The sequence below is a fragment of the Paraburkholderia caffeinitolerans genome (assembly GCF_902859945.1).
Classification (GTDB): Bacteria; Pseudomonadota; Gammaproteobacteria; order Burkholderiales; family Burkholderiaceae; genus Paraburkholderia; species Paraburkholderia caffeinitolerans.
In genome coordinates this window covers 174652-187406 of sequence record NZ_CADIKL010000003.1, presented here as the reverse complement: position 1 = coordinate 187406, position 12755 = coordinate 174652, and the positions used below count along the sequence as shown (strand labels likewise).

General features: G+C 60.5%; 21 protein-coding genes and 1 tRNA gene. 13 read left to right on the top strand and 9 right to left on the bottom strand.

Translation table 11 applies throughout. From position 1 onward, the window contains the following. Positions 1–136: 136 nt before the first annotated feature. From HV773_RS03985 to HV773_RS37230, 6 genes are all read right to left on the bottom strand, one after another. Positions 137–451, bottom strand: a complete 315-nt coding sequence (locus HV773_RS03985; RefSeq protein WP_175194266.1) for a hypothetical protein — start codon at positions 449–451, stop codon at positions 137–139. Continuing rightward, positions 448–810, bottom strand: coding sequence for a hypothetical protein (locus HV773_RS03980; RefSeq protein WP_175194264.1), 363 nt, complete (start codon positions 808–810; stop codon positions 448–450). The genes HV773_RS03985 and HV773_RS03980 overlap by 4 nt, the downstream gene beginning before the upstream one ends. After that, complete coding sequence (locus HV773_RS03975; RefSeq protein ID WP_175194262.1) at positions 797–1177, bottom strand: hypothetical protein; 381 nt, start codon at positions 1175–1177, stop codon at positions 797–799. Before HV773_RS03975 ends, HV773_RS03980 begins: the two co-directional genes overlap by 14 nt. Positions 1178–1295: 118 nt before the next feature. Beyond that, positions 1296–1889 carry a hypothetical protein gene (locus HV773_RS03970; RefSeq protein ID WP_246282188.1) on the bottom strand — a complete coding sequence of 198 codons (594 nt, stop codon included), beginning with the start codon at positions 1887–1889 and terminating at the stop codon, positions 1296–1298. Positions 1890–1972: 83 nt separating this feature from the next. Beyond that, positions 1973–2047 (bottom strand) — tRNA-Gly (locus HV773_RS03965). A gap of 310 nt (positions 2048–2357) precedes the next feature. Next, positions 2358–2489: a hypothetical protein gene (locus tag HV773_RS37230; protein ID WP_281365245.1), complete on the bottom strand. Its 132-nt coding sequence runs from the start codon at positions 2487–2489 to the stop codon at positions 2358–2360. Positions 2490–3317: 828 nt separating this feature from the next. On the opposite strand from HV773_RS37230, the gene HV773_RS03960 reads away from it, so the two are divergent. Continuing rightward, positions 3318–3530, top strand: a complete 213-nt coding sequence (locus tag HV773_RS03960) for a hypothetical protein (RefSeq protein WP_175194258.1) — start codon at positions 3318–3320, stop codon at positions 3528–3530. A 14-nt stretch (positions 3531–3544) separates the two neighbouring features. After that, entirely contained in the window at positions 3545–4474 is a 930-nt protein-coding gene (locus HV773_RS03955) for a hypothetical protein (RefSeq protein ID WP_175194255.1), read from the top strand. Between the two features lie 368 nt (positions 4475–4842). On the opposite strand, the gene HV773_RS03950 is transcribed toward HV773_RS03955, so the two are convergent. Continuing rightward, positions 4843–5220: a RyR domain-containing protein gene (locus HV773_RS03950; RefSeq protein ID WP_175194253.1), complete on the bottom strand. Its 378-nt coding sequence runs from the start codon at positions 5218–5220 to the stop codon at positions 4843–4845. A gap of 618 nt (positions 5221–5838) precedes the next feature. After that, on the bottom strand, positions 5839–6246 hold the full coding sequence (locus HV773_RS03945; RefSeq protein WP_175194251.1) for a hypothetical protein: 408 nt from the start codon (positions 6244–6246) through the stop codon (positions 5839–5841). A gap of 161 nt (positions 6247–6407) precedes the next feature. Here HV773_RS03945 and HV773_RS03940 point away from each other — a divergent pair, with 161 nt between their 5' ends. From HV773_RS03940 to HV773_RS03890, 11 genes are all read left to right on the top strand, one after another. Next, positions 6408–6701, top strand: coding sequence for a hypothetical protein (locus HV773_RS03940; RefSeq protein ID WP_175194249.1), 294 nt, complete (start codon positions 6408–6410; stop codon positions 6699–6701). Next, positions 6698–7732 (top strand): helix-turn-helix domain-containing protein, encoded by a 1035-nt coding sequence (locus HV773_RS03935; protein ID WP_175194247.1) that lies wholly within the window; start codon positions 6698–6700, stop codon positions 7730–7732. The genes HV773_RS03940 and HV773_RS03935 overlap by 4 nt, the downstream gene beginning before the upstream one ends. Positions 7733–7742: 10 nt before the next feature. After that, on the top strand, positions 7743–8033 hold the full coding sequence (locus tag HV773_RS03930; protein WP_175194245.1) for a winged helix-turn-helix domain-containing protein: 291 nt from the start codon (positions 7743–7745) through the stop codon (positions 8031–8033). Beyond that, on the top strand, positions 8030–8269 hold the full coding sequence (locus tag HV773_RS03925) for a hypothetical protein (RefSeq protein WP_175194243.1): 240 nt from the start codon (positions 8030–8032) through the stop codon (positions 8267–8269). The genes HV773_RS03930 and HV773_RS03925 overlap by 4 nt, the downstream gene beginning before the upstream one ends. Next, on the top strand, positions 8250–8795 hold the full coding sequence (locus tag HV773_RS03920) for a hypothetical protein (RefSeq protein ID WP_175194241.1): 546 nt from the start codon (positions 8250–8252) through the stop codon (positions 8793–8795). The genes HV773_RS03925 and HV773_RS03920 overlap by 20 nt, the downstream gene beginning before the upstream one ends. 98 nt (positions 8796–8893) lie before the next feature. Next, complete coding sequence (locus HV773_RS03915) at positions 8894–9337, top strand: hypothetical protein (protein ID WP_175194239.1); 444 nt, start codon at positions 8894–8896, stop codon at positions 9335–9337. A gap of 153 nt (positions 9338–9490) precedes the next feature. Beyond that, positions 9491–10159, top strand: coding sequence for an ERF family protein (locus HV773_RS03910; protein ID WP_175194237.1), 669 nt, complete (start codon positions 9491–9493; stop codon positions 10157–10159). After that, positions 10156–10596, top strand: coding sequence for a single-stranded DNA-binding protein (ssb, locus tag HV773_RS03905; protein WP_175194350.1), 441 nt, complete (start codon positions 10156–10158; stop codon positions 10594–10596). The genes HV773_RS03910 and ssb overlap by 4 nt, the downstream gene beginning before the upstream one ends. A gap of 72 nt (positions 10597–10668) precedes the next feature. After that, positions 10669–11595 (top strand): ParB/RepB/Spo0J family partition protein, encoded by a 927-nt coding sequence (locus HV773_RS03900; RefSeq protein ID WP_175194234.1) that lies wholly within the window; start codon positions 10669–10671, stop codon positions 11593–11595. 3 nt (positions 11596–11598) lie between these two features. Further along, positions 11599–11916 carry a hypothetical protein gene (locus HV773_RS03895; protein ID WP_175194232.1) on the top strand — a complete coding sequence of 106 codons (318 nt, stop codon included), beginning with the start codon at positions 11599–11601 and terminating at the stop codon, positions 11914–11916. Between the two features lie 199 nt (positions 11917–12115). After that, positions 12116–12352: a hypothetical protein gene (locus tag HV773_RS03890; protein WP_175194230.1), complete on the top strand. Its 237-nt coding sequence runs from the start codon at positions 12116–12118 to the stop codon at positions 12350–12352. Between the two features lie 30 nt (positions 12353–12382). Here the strand turns inward: HV773_RS03890 and HV773_RS03885 are convergent, their stop codons facing one another. Beyond that, a complete protein-coding gene (locus HV773_RS03885; protein WP_175194228.1) occupies positions 12383–12628 on the bottom strand; it encodes a hypothetical protein in 246 nt (81 codons plus the stop codon). Positions 12629–12755: the final 127 nt, after the last annotated feature.

Here is a 12755-nt window from a genome sequence, read left to right as displayed (position 1 = left end):
AGCGTCACCGCTCCACCAGGCTCGACCATTTGGACGCCATCGCCATACATCAGCAAAACACCTTTCTGCGTTGTTACTGAAAACGACTGCAAGCGCCCGACGACCGCGCCGCTGACGGTCAACGTCGCGACGCCGGTCACACCAGCACCGCCGCAACCTCGACGATCGCCTTGCGCGTCGCCGCCGCACGGTCGCCCGTGTAGTGGTAGTTGAAAAGGATCGCTCCCGCGTCCGCGACGACCGTATGGTCATTGACCAGCACGCGGACGCCCGAGCCGATCAGCACCTGAAAGGCGTCAGCATCGGACGCTAGCGGATCGAACGCGGCATGTGGCGCCCCGGCGAAACGGAGCTTGATGTCTTTCGTACCGTCGCCGCGATGGTCCTCCCATACGTCCAGCTTGATGCCCGCGGCCTTCGCGGCGCGCTGCATCAGTTCGATGTCTGTCATGTGTCGACCTCGTCGAAAACGAATGCACCATAGCGGAGGGCCACCAGCGCACGAAGCGCGGCGACCCTCCAGCTAACCGAAATGAACCGGAACCCCGTCGGCGTGAGCGCGGCCCATGCGGGACCGATCGGCGTTCCGATCCGCATCAGGCGAACCGGCGAAGCGCCGACGATCTTGTCGCAAAGGTCCTCGTCAGCCGACGGCGCGAAGGTCTCGAATACCGTCCCGTCGACCTCGACGAGACACTCGCTCGCGCCGTTGCTCTCGACCACGATTACGGGCTTGCGCATCTCGATCGAGCGCGCGACCCAGTAGTCGAGAGCCGAGCCGATGAGACCGGCGACTTCAATTCGTTGCATTGCCGCGGCCTCCCTCGTCAGGCGGCTCGCCGCAATAGAAGCCGATGATCGTCGGCGACGGCGCCTCACGCGACCGATAGCGCTGCGCGAGAAGGTCGAGCGCGTCGCCCTCGATCGAGCGCAGCCGTTCCGCGTTGTCGAGGACGATCGCCTGATATTTGTCGAGAACCCCTGAACTCAGAAGCTCCAGCGACCATCCGAACGCGGATGCCCTCGGCATCCCGTGGCGCATTGCGGCGCCAATCGCGCAAACTTCCTTTTCTGCGATGTAGGCCGCTTGGATTCCGATCTCGCGGTAGCCGATGACTAGCGCCGCGGCGGCTGTCGTTTTGCCCGACTGGCGAGGCGCAAAAACGCGTTGAATCAACTTAGGCATTCGACGCGACTCCCGCCCACGGCTTAAAACACGTTGCAACCTGACGCCCCAACCACTGAAGGAAGGGGTCAAACTTCGCTCGCATTCGATTCATATCTCTCCCGGTCTCTCAACGCGCCGACTGGAGCGCCGCGTCCATTGCCTTCAGAAACTCCCGTTTGAACCCCGCATCGACCGATCGCTTGGCGACCGCCCGATAGTTGAGGCGTTGCTTTGCTTCGTGCGCGTCCTCGAATTTGACGAGGAGCTTCAATCCGCCCGGTTTGCCGCGCTTCACCTTCGTGCGCTGCCAGAAACCATTTACGACGCCGTTCTTCGTCTTGACCTTGCCGACGAAGACATCCTTTCGCGCGTTCAAGCGCTGAAGCGCTCGCGCCGGGAGGTTCCCGTATTGGTTGACTTTCTGCTTGACCGGCTTCAGCAGCGCTCGACTGTTGAGCTTGTTCAAGCCGCCGTTTTCATACGGCTCCAGGTATTCAGCCGTCTTGTCCATCACGAAGACGGTCGCCTCGGGCTTCGCCTTGGTTGCCTTCTTGATTCGGACGGCGTTGATCGTGAAGGGCGTAGGCCCATCAAAGACCTTGAGCATGTTTGCGCGTTCTTCGTCGCGAACGCGCTCGGCGACGGCGTTCAATGCCTTCGCCGTCGCAAACGGGATTTGCCCTTGCGCGAAGAAGCTGAAATCCTTCGCTAGCTTCTTCACGTCTGCCGTGACTCGAATGTCGAACATGACCGAGGAAACAAAAGCGCCCGCCCCGATGAACGGGAGCGGGCGCGGCTTAAATATGGAGCGGGCTATCGGGATCGAACCGATGACATACAGCTTGGAAGGCTGTCGTTCTTCCACTGAACTAAGCCCGCGTTGATCCTCACGACTGGCGACTGACCGTTGCGCCGACCAAAGCGCGGCTAGTATTCCCGTCAGCTAGGCGCCATCGACTCGCGGCATTTAGTCCGGAGTTGGTCTCGACAGCCTTTTAGCACCGCCATGCGTGAGAAGCCCGCCGAAACGGGCGACTTGCTCTCACGATTGGCGACTGATGGAGGAGTAGCGATCAGCCGTTTCCGCGCCGAATCAGTCGCCATGCGTGAAAGCAAACAAGCCCGCGCGATTTCGCAACGGGCTTTTTCATCTTTACTGGACTCTCATAATCTAAAGGCTACTGCGTACCTAGCCGTACTCCGTTTGGGTCGGCTTATTGGTCCGGTAGAAACGGCGAATCGGCGCCTCGCGCTCGTATTCGCCGGGAGCCGCGAGCGCTGGAGTCCACAGCGCGCACAGCAAAAACAGAAGAAGCGGCATCGGTTCCGCTCCTCGCGGTTGAATTCTGTTTAAAGACTTGCGGGGGCGACGGGCTCAGCGCCGCTCGCGGGCTTGCAGGAAGCCCCCGCTATCTCACTTACCTCTACGTCCCGCATCCCGCAAACATCGATTGCGAACCCTTTTCCCGAGAACGCCTACGCGTAGCGTCGTCGCCTACTTGATTCACTAGAGCGCGCTCTGTTGGGACCGGATAGCCCGACACACAGACGGGCCAACTTGATTTTTCACATCAAGCGCGATCGCGCATGTAATGCGCCGCGTTAGCGGCTTCCTATCTCTTCATCGACGCCCCTCCATAGAAGCGCACGCATTTACTAATCGCCCGTGCTGGCGTCGCTCAATAGTTCGCGGCGTAGCTCTCACGCCGCTTTACTGCCGGAAACCCTCGGGGATGGTTGCCGCATTGCTCGCGTCAGCAGAGCGCCGACCGGACGCAATGACGGGGCCGACAACCATTCCCGAAGGGGCGTTTCTACGTTTCGCCAAACGATGCGGCTTTCAGACGCGGCATTCCTTGCGTAACTGCCTACCTCGCTGCACGATCCCCCATTCTCAAGTAAAAGGGGCCGCTCCCCACAACAGGAAGCGGCCCCGGAGCCCTGCACCGAGAGAGAAGAACCGTTCAGATAGACTATCGTTACGGTAGCTGAATGGTATTGGAACCCCGTAAAAGCGTCAAGCGCTTTTCTAAAATTCCCTCCTATTCGGTAGCGCAAGTCACGGAAACACCGCATTTCGGCTTGCATGACGACTACCAAATTGGTATCTTTGCCTCGCAGACGTAAAACTACCATTATGGGAGCTTTTATGCGTGATGCGAAGACCGTGCTTTTGAACACACTGACCGAGGTCGCCGGAAGCGCACCGACGTTTGTAGAGATTCGGGCCGACGGCTTCGTCGCGCTCTTCAGCGATGAGCTGAACGCGCTTCGAGTCGCCTACCACTACCGGAAGAAGAAGGTCACTTGCAGTCACCGCCGAGCGCTTCGCGTTTGGTCTGTCACCGTCCGCAACCAATAACCGAGAGAAGCAACATGAACCAGACGCACATTGGCGAGCACGACCTGAAAACTAGCGATGGTGGACGCGGCTACATCGCTGAGTTTTTCGCGAAGCGCCTTCGCCGTCACGACTTCCAACGCTATATCAAGCAACGGCTCGCGGCAGATTTCGCGTGCGTGCTGGCAAAGCATCTGAGCGAGCGCGACACCGCGGCGCCCACTTTCCCTTCCGATGCAGCGCAAGCGCCGATGCGGCACTTCGTCTACGACAACGACTGCGGGTACGAGGAATTCGACACCGACGAGGCGCGCGACAAGGCGCACCAAGCGGCAATCGACGGGTATCTGGACGACGGCTGGAGCGAAGAAGTCACGAGCGTCGTCTCTGGAATCGTCACGCACCGAACCGTACAGACGAACGTCGAGCACCGACCGCCGCGTTGCACAGAACACCCGGAGCAGGACAACGACGACTGTGACGTCTGCCTGGCATGGGGCGAATTCCCGAATCACGATTTCGATATATGCTGCCGCTACGAGCCCGAGCAGATCGCCGCCGCTCCCGCCGTTCCTGCTGCGGCAGCGCCGCGAAACGAGACACTCCCGTTCGAAAGTGCGCTGTTTGAGTTGATCAACAAGATCGACAGCAACCTGGACACCGGCGACATGCTGGAGGATGCGAAGCGCGCATCGGCCGCGCTCGACGCGATCCTTTCGAAGGGGGATCTGGTCGCGAACGCGCATGACTACTTCCGCGACTCGCAGGACCGCTACGAGAAGTCGATCGAGTTTCGCATTGGCTGGAACGCTTGCCTCGACGCGCTCGTAAATGCGCGCGCCGTCGCCCCTACGCCTACCGTCGCCGCAGATGCGGCAGCGCTGGCCAAATGCGCGTACAACGACAAGGCATGCGAACTCCGCTGTATGGGCCAGGCAGGCGGCGAATGCAAGGCCGCGCCGTAAAGATCCCACAAACCACGCAATACCCTGAGAGCCCGACGGCGGACCGACATTGTCGGCAATCGCCCGAGGGCTCTTCCGATTCTGAGGCATGCGTCGACGGCGGCTTCGTCGGTGGGACGATCTCCTCAACCTCTACGACGACGCTCACAGCTTGAATGCTTCACTGAGCGGCCCCGGAAGCTCGCGAACGTATTGGACGACGCGCCAACACTCGACGGCCTGTTTTACGCTGACCTCTACGCCGTCGGGCCATGCATCAGCCCGATTCAGCGTAGCAAGCGCGTCACCAAGGTCAGGCGCGTGGACGTGGAGCTTCGGGACATGCCGATCGATGTCCGCCTTCAGCCCCGAAACTATCTGCCGAACCGTCACGCGGCCTCCGCCTCTTCGTCGTTCTCAGGCTCACGAATTCCGAGCGCGCCACGCACGACGGCGACCATCAGCGCGTCTCGCGTCTGGACCTCACGCGGGAGCGCAGCGTACTCGATCAGGTGCGGATGCGTCTTCGCATTCTTGTCGAGCACATCGCCTCGCGTCCATCCGAGACGCGTCATTTCCTTGACCCATTGTTCGTGCGTCGACTCGGGCGTCATGAAGCCCCCAGCGACAGCGCGAACCGAGAAGATCGCGCCCTCGCGCGCTTGCGCCGACGCCCTTTCCCACGACGGAACGTCGACCTCGCCGACCGACGTCCGATATGCGCGTTCGACCTCATGAACCACTCGCGCGACCTGCGTTACATTCATTCTCAACCCCTTTCCCAAAGATGTACGGCTACCGAATATTTAACAAATTCAACTATCGTTTCGGTAGCCATTACGGCTACTTTAGGTGAAAACCCCTAAATCTGGATTTTCTTCATACGATTGGATAAATGTTGCTGAGGCGCAACAAGCAAAAAGGGCCGCGACGGTTTTACCGTAGCGGCCCTTTCAGAAGATGGAAACGCGCGTCTTCCGCTACCGAAACGATAGCGGAATCGTATTGGAGTGAATCGGAGACGTCAAGCAAGCCCGGAGGAACCTCCTCGACTTCGCTCGCGCGTCAGAGTTGCAGCCAAATTGTGAATTTCAGGGACGTCGCTCTCGTCGATCGCACTGAGCATGCGAACCAAATCCCCTACAGTTTCTTGCCCCACCTTGGAAAGACCCGGCCCGTCCACCGCGCACCCCAGGATGGGGTATGCGCTCCCTACATTTTGGATGGATGCCCCCAAGCTTACTGCTTTTTCTATCACGTTCACGGCTCCATATCGAACATTGCTTGTGACCTACTCACAAAACAACTACCGACATGGTAGCACTACGCAGAAACATTTTGTTACCTAACCAACACCTCAAAATAAAATTTGCATGCAAAGCGCATTAACTCTTTTTCGCGCCAGTCATTTTCTCCCGGACGAGCTTCATAACCTCGGCGGCGCCCTCTTCGCTACCGCTCTTCAGCAGTTCGACTACCATCGCGACGACCTCTTGCTTCATCGGCGACAGGGTCTCAGCCGACTCCTCGGAATGGGTTTCGTCCATCCAACCACGCGGAAGCCCCATTGCGGCCTCGATCTTTAGCGCGGACTTGTCGCCGATAGGCTTGCGACCGGTGTTGATGTGTGAAACGAACTTATCAGAGATACCAAGCTGCTCAGCAAAGCGCTTCAGCATGCCGCGATCCGGCTCAGAAGGAAGCGTCTGGCGAACACGCTCCTTGAACTGATCGAATAGGAAAAGAAAGTTCTCTCGACGAATCTGTTTGATTCGAGCTTCTTGGTTTTCCACTTTGCTACTCCCCGGTTTGATTGCGTTGTTACATCCGACAAGCGCCAGATTACCATATCGGTAGGGCTTGAAACTACCTATGGGGTAGCATCATTTGCTCGCCACCGCACGCCTATCCTGATAAGCTACCGTTTCGGTAGCTGAACAAGGAGGCTAATTTGATGCTCACCGCGATCGAGTTTTGGAGAAAGGTCGGCACCCCAAAGGCGCGCGAAGTGTGCGGGCTCGCCGGGACCACCTTCGAATATTTTGAACACATTGCGCACGGGCGCAAGCGCCCAAGCGAAGCACTCGCGGGCGCGATCGCCGAGGCGGCGAAAAGACTAACGGGCCTTCATGTCGACGCCGCGTCGATGCGCAAGCCGATCGGCGAGACTGCCGAGAGCAAGCGCGAAGCTCGCCGAAAAGAGCGCGCCGCAGCCTTTGCTGCATCACTTGCGGAGGCTAGCGCATGAGCTTTGACGCACTCGCCTGGGCATGGAATCAGAAGACCGGGAGCGCGGGGCGTAAGGCTACGCTGATGGGCGTCGCCCAGTTCGCAGACGAGGACGGCTATTGCTGGCCGGGACAACGCATGCTCGCGGAGTACACCGAGCAAGGCGAGCGGACCGTCCGCGATCACCTCGTATGGCTCGAAGCAAACGGCTACCTGACGCGCTGCGCTCGCAAGCGTCCGGACGGCACGAACGCGAGCGACGCGTATTACCTCAACCTCCAAAAACCGGCCGCAGAATTCAAAACGAAGAGAAAGAAGCAACCGGCAGATTTCGCCGCAAGCGAAAAGCCGAAGAACAACCGGCAGAATTCGCCGACGGCAGATTTCGCCGACGGCGAAAAACTGCAAAACCAACCGGCGAAATCTGCCGGACATGAACCAGTCATAGTTAAACCTAAAGGTTTAACTGAACCAGTCAGTACGGCGCGAGGCTCGCGCCTGCCCTCGGACTGGGAATTGAAGACGGAATGGCTCGACTGGACGACGACGTCGACCGCCCGCTTCGCTGAAGAACTCGACGAATGGAAAGACGGCGCATGGTCCGTGCAACACACGCTTTTCGAGGCCGAGAAGTTCCGCGACTACTGGACCGCCAAATCCGGCAAGGATGCGTCGCGCACCGACTGGCCCGCGACGTGGCGCAACTGGGTTCGCAAGGCAGGGCCGATGCGTGGCACGAAGAAGAGCGGCGGCGCATGGTGGCTCGCGCCTGAGAGCGCTCTCGCGAAGGCGAATGAGGTCGGCGTCGGCCCCGCACTCCGCGGCGAATCTGACGCGCAATGGCATGCACGCATCCGCGCAGCGATCGACAACGGAGGCAAGCCGCCCGCACCGCGAGCGATCCAATCCGCGGCACCGCAAATGACCTTGCCGAATGAGGACGAGAAGCGCGGGCCGTCGCCAGCCTCTCGCGCGTCGCTCTCCGAATCGCTCGCGCTTCTCCGCGCCCGCAATGCCGGAGCGCTGAGCCAACCCTCGCAGCAACCCTGAAGGAGCCGCAATGATTGCCTCGACTAGCGTCGACTCGCTGATCGCGCACAAGGAATCCGGGAAGGCCGCGGGACAGCGCCTCGCAATCCTGAACCACCTTCGCGCCGACCCCTCGCGAGCGATGAGCCGAAACGAAATCGCGCGTCACTTCGACATGCCGATCCAGTCGGTATGCGGTCGCGTCGGAGAGCTCAAAGACGACGGCCTCGTCGTCGAAGACCTCCCGAAGCTCGACGCCGGGACTGATCGCATGGTGAAGCCCGTTCGCGCGGCCCCGGACCTCTTCGCGGGGCAACGATGAGCCAGTTTCAAAGCGCTGAAGCGACGCGCGCCGACTACGGGAACCCACTTATCGCCCTGATCCGCGCCGAGGCGCGAACCTGCAAAGGGTGCGTTTGGGCGATCGGACAAACGGAGTTTTTCGACGAATCGGTATGCGCGAAAGACCGCCTGATGCGCAAGCGATGCAAGCAATACGTGAATTCTGATTCGTACCGCCAACACTGGAGAAGCCGCAATGCAGAGCAAGCCTCTTAAGCAATTCCCGCTGTTCAAAAGCGTCGATCAGGCGCTCGCAAAGGTCTACGAGGTCCGCGCCGCGTCGGGCGTGAAGGTCGCGTCCTACGGCATTCAGACCGCCGCGAGTAGCTCGACCGATCGCCTGAGCGCGACGGATCGGCTCACAGAGGCGACATGGGTGATTCAGGTCGTCGAAGCGACCCTCAACGAAGCACAGCGCGCATACGTCACCGGGACCTATGACGGGCTCGGCGTCGAGCGAGAGGACGCGCTCGATCTGCTGACGCGGACGTATCCGGGCATCGCGCGCCGCGACGCTCTCGTTCGCGAGCTTCTCCTCCGTGAATTTGATTTCGGCGAGACCTATTCGAAGTCGCTCCCGCAAATCGCGCTTGAATGCCAGGTATCGCTAAGCACCACCGAGAAGTCGGCGCGCAAGGCGCGATCCGTCATCAAGTCACTGGAGACCGAAGTCGAGGCCGCGCTTCGCGCAGTATTCGAGCCCCGCGGATGGCTCCGTGCGCGCGAATTGAAAGCAGCCTGAGAAACGCGCGCAAGAAAGTAAGTTTTCGCTTGCGCTACAGCTACCGTTTCGGTAGCATTAAAGACACTTCAAAACGACCCACATCGGGAGAAACGAAGATGGAACATCTGTCCTGCACGACGGCGCTCAACAATGAAGCGGCTCGCATCGCGATCCGCGAGTCGGCCGCACGCGCCCAAGCTGGCGTTTTTGCGCCCGTATTGGCTACCGAAACGGTACTGGCGCCGCGAATCGGAGGTTTTACGGAACTCATCGCGAACGCCCGCGCCTCGGCGGCGCACGGCGTCGCAATCGCGAAGTCGTGCCGCTATTTCAACGACACGCACGCAAGCCATGCCGTCGCAGACGCGGAGCGCATCGCGACGCTCGTCGAGCATCAGATTTCCGCGATCGAGTCTCTCCCGGAAATCATCGCGCTTCTCGCCGACCTCGCCACCGAGCCGGAACGCCGTCGCGCCAACTTCCCGCACGAAGTTCGCCCCGAGTGGATCGCGCTGCTCTCGGGCCGCGCCGCAACGATTCTCCGCCGAATCCAGCGATGAGAGCCCGGTCGGCGGTTTTCGCCGACTGGATCGCCGCCGCGCTGATTGCGCTCGCAGTCGGCGCGATCGCGGGACACGAATCCTATCCGGCCCACAACGAAAACGCCCCGCACGCAGCACGCGGAATTCAACCCAAATGGAACGCCTGACCACATGAAGCACGTTCATCAAGCGATCAAGCAAGTCTCGAAGGCGATTTCCGTCGACGGCATTGCGAAGACGGGACAAAACGCCGAAGACGGCTATTCGTTCCGCACGATCGACGACCTCCTCGAAAAGCTGTCGACGCTCCTCGCGGATCACGACCTCCTCATCCTGCCGACCGTCATCGAGCGCGAATCGGTCGAGCGCCGCACGGCTACAGGCATGGCGCTTTTCTTCGCGACCGTGCGCGTTCGATACGACTTTACGTCGGCGATTGACGAAAGCGTCGCATCGGTCGAGGTCTACGGCGAAGCGATGGACACTGCCGACAAGGCGACCAACAAGGCGATGACAGCCGCTTACAAGGTCGCCGTGACGCAAACCTTCTGCATTGCGACGAAGAACAACGCAGACGCCGACGCGACCAGCCACAACGCCGCGGCGCGCCTGACGGAATCCGAGCGCACGAAGCATGAGCGCGCGATCCTCGCCGCGCCCGACACGAAGTTGCTGACGAGCGCTCACAAGCTCGCTACCGCCGCAGCCGTGCGCGTCGCTGACGAAGAGTCCCGCAAGACGTTCAATGAGGCGAAGAAGAAGCGCGCCGAAGAACTCGCCGAGGCGAAGAAGAAGCCCGCTCAGACGACCGAGCAGAAGCCCGCGGAGGCGACCGCCTGATGAGCGTCAACAAAGCAATTTTGATCGGCAATCTTGGCGCCGATCCGGAAGTCCGCTACCTGCCGAGCGGCGACGCCGTCGCCTCGATCCGCCTCGCGACGACCGACCGCTATCGCGAGAAGTCGAGCGGCGAAATGAAAGAGGTCACCGAGTGGCATCGGGTGAGCTTTTTCGGGAGGCTCGCCGAAATCGTCAAGGAGTACGCACGCAAGGGTGCTCAGGTCTACGTCGAAGGGAAGATCAGGACGCGCAAATGGCAAGCGCAGGACGGGACCGATCGCTATTCGACGGAGATTGCAGCGCTGACGTTTCAACTCCTCGGCGGCCCGCGTTCGAGCGAGCGCGGAGACCCCCGCAATCAGAGCAGCGCGCAACCGAACGGGACGCGTCACTCGATGAGCGCCGACGACATTCCTGACGACGACATCCCCTTCTAGGAGGAGTAACCCGCGGGCGCTTCGGCGCCCCTCACGAAGTGCAATCAGTAGTCCGAACCGAAGAGAGAGAAAATGGAACAACTTCAAGAGATTGTCCCCGGCAACGTCAAGGAAGTCATGCGCGCGCACAAGACGGGCGTAGCGGACGTCTACATGGTGAAGCTCGAAGCGCTCAGAAAGCGTCCGGGCTTCAACGCAGCGCGCGAAGTAGATCCGGACTATCCGCTCGCCGTCCGCGAACTCGCAGACTCGATGAAGGCTAACGGCTTCTTTCGCCATAAGCCGATCAAGGTCGCCGCAGCGTCTGACGGCCTTCTCTACATCGACGACGGTCATACGCGCTTCGACGCCGCCAATCTCGCGAACAGCGAGGGCGCAGGCATCGAATCAGTTCCCGTCATCAACGAAATGCGCGGCACGACGGAAGAGGACCGAATCTTCGGCCTGATCCTCGACAACAACGGTCGCAAGCTGACTCCGCTCGGCGAGGCGATGGTTATCAAGCAACTTCTCGGACGCGGCATCGGAGAGAAGGAAATCGCGCGACGTCTCGGCTACTCGATCACGAAGATCATGAACGCGCTGACGCTCGTCGCCGCGCCTGCCGCTATCCGCGATATGGTCGCCGCGGGCGAGGTTTCGGCGACGACCGCGGTCAAGACGATCAAGGCAGAAGGCGCGAACGCCACGGGCGCCCTCGAAGCCGCGAAGACCGCAGCGAAAGCCGCGGGCAAAGAGAAGGTGACAAGCAAGCACCTGAAGCCGTCGACGGCGCCCGCGAAGACGCTCACGGCGTCCAGCGGGACCGGAGAAGGCATCGACGCCCGCCACCCCGACACGATCCGCCTTGAAGCCTTTACCGCGAATTCTTGGTATGTCGGCGAATACGGCGGAACGTTCATCGTAGCGAACAACGCAGGCGATGACGTCGCGAAGGGCTCGACCATGCGCGAGGCGATCGACAACGCAATCGCAGCCCACCAGGCATCGGGAGGCTAAACGATGGCGCGCTTCCACGTTCGTTGCCGGAAGTGCGAGACGCGCCGCGTCTTGCCCTTCCATCCCGACCAATACAACTCGCACGACAAGGCGCCGAAGTGCCGTTGCTGCGGCGAGCGCGACTATCGCCTCGACGCATATATGATGAATCGCAATGTCCGAGCGATGACGTGCACTTGCGCCGGTTATTGGTTTTGGCATCGACGCGGAAGCCTCTATTGCTGGCATCGAGCAGACGGCTCGACCCGCACTCCCGGAGACCCTGACTTCGCCGATCGCAACCTGACGGACGACGAAGTCGCAGCACTGATCGCCGCATGAGTACGACCCCGACAGAGCGTCGCAACTATCGCGACGTGCCGTCCTACGCATGCGGGACGTGCGGCAAGCCTCACGTACTGCCACCCTACGTCATATCGCACTGGTTCAAGACGGTTTTACATCACTGCGACGCCTGTTTCGCGATTCACGAAGTCACCCAGGGCGTCGCGATACTCAAGATGAAAGGAGCGACCAACCGATGAGCACCACCAACAGCGCCGAGCTTCACCTCATCAACCGAAAGACGCTCACAGAATTCGGCGAGTCAATCGCAAACGGCCCGACCGCCGAATCGGTCCAGCTTGCGCGCGACAACATCCGCCACGCGAAGCGCCTCCTCGCGCAAACCGAAATCGAGTACGCGGAGCGCCGCAAGGCCGAAAAGCGCCGCGAGCGCGCCCGCAACGCCGCATTGACGCCCGAACTCATCGACTGAAGCAACTACGGCCCGATACTTCGGGCCGCGTCATTCCCGGTTGATGGTCTTGCTGTCGATGATGCTCTCGTCGGCGATCATGCTCAGAAGGTTTTTGAACAGACCTCCCGCGACGACGGCGCCGACGGCCCAATAGACCCACGCACTGAAGGCGTCGTCCGTGAAGTACCAAAGCGCGGCTCCTGCGGCGACGCCGCTCGCAATGCTCCCCAGCGCGATCTTCTCGCTTCTCTTCATTGGTTTCCCTTTATGGAAATTGGCCGAAATTTTTCGCATACGCCTTCAACATACCCTGACGCAAAATAGAGCGGGTACTTCCCATTATCTACATCTAGAAATAGAACATCGACCCATCCATCCGCCATAGGAACGCGACCGCTTCCGTTCTCAAAAGCCAACAACT

Excerpts from the sequence above, each read along its gene's own strand:
- HV773_RS03900 (WP_175194234.1), top strand. The coding sequence starts at position 10,669 with ATGGAACAACTTCAAGAGATTGTCCCCGGCAACGTCAAGGAAGTCATG.
- HV773_RS03890 (WP_175194230.1), top strand. The coding sequence starts at position 12,116 with ATGAGCACCACCAACAGCGCCGAGCTTCACCTCATCAACCGAAAGACG.
- HV773_RS03985 (WP_175194266.1), bottom strand. The coding sequence starts at position 451 with ATGACAGACATCGAACTGATGCAGCGCGCCGCGAAGGCCGCGGGCATC.
- HV773_RS03940 (WP_175194249.1), top strand. The coding sequence starts at position 6,408 with ATGCTCACCGCGATCGAGTTTTGGAGAAAGGTCGGCACCCCAAAGGCG.
- HV773_RS37230 (WP_281365245.1), bottom strand. The coding sequence starts at position 2,489 with ATGCCGCTTCTTCTGTTTTTGCTGTGCGCGCTGTGGACTCCAGCGCTC.
- HV773_RS03920 (WP_175194241.1), top strand. The coding sequence starts at position 8,250 with ATGCAGAGCAAGCCTCTTAAGCAATTCCCGCTGTTCAAAAGCGTCGAT.
- HV773_RS03960 (WP_175194258.1), top strand. The coding sequence starts at position 3,318 with ATGCGTGATGCGAAGACCGTGCTTTTGAACACACTGACCGAGGTCGCC.
- HV773_RS03955 (WP_175194255.1), top strand. The coding sequence starts at position 3,545 with ATGAACCAGACGCACATTGGCGAGCACGACCTGAAAACTAGCGATGGT.
- HV773_RS03950 (WP_175194253.1), bottom strand. The coding sequence starts at position 5,220 with ATGAATGTAACGCAGGTCGCGCGAGTGGTTCATGAGGTCGAACGCGCA.
- HV773_RS03885 (WP_175194228.1), bottom strand. The coding sequence starts at position 12,628 with ATGCGAAAAATTTCGGCCAATTTCCATAAAGGGAAACCAATGAAGAGA.
- HV773_RS03895 (WP_175194232.1), top strand. The coding sequence starts at position 11,599 with ATGGCGCGCTTCCACGTTCGTTGCCGGAAGTGCGAGACGCGCCGCGTC.
- HV773_RS03925 (WP_175194243.1), top strand. The coding sequence starts at position 8,030 with ATGAGCCAGTTTCAAAGCGCTGAAGCGACGCGCGCCGACTACGGGAAC.
- HV773_RS03935 (WP_175194247.1), top strand. The coding sequence starts at position 6,698 with ATGAGCTTTGACGCACTCGCCTGGGCATGGAATCAGAAGACCGGGAGC.
- HV773_RS03910 (WP_175194237.1), top strand. The coding sequence starts at position 9,491 with ATGAAGCACGTTCATCAAGCGATCAAGCAAGTCTCGAAGGCGATTTCC.
- HV773_RS03915 (WP_175194239.1), top strand. The coding sequence starts at position 8,894 with ATGGAACATCTGTCCTGCACGACGGCGCTCAACAATGAAGCGGCTCGC.
- HV773_RS03930 (WP_175194245.1), top strand. The coding sequence starts at position 7,743 with ATGATTGCCTCGACTAGCGTCGACTCGCTGATCGCGCACAAGGAATCC.
- HV773_RS03980 (WP_175194264.1), bottom strand. The coding sequence starts at position 810 with ATGCAACGAATTGAAGTCGCCGGTCTCATCGGCTCGGCTCTCGACTAC.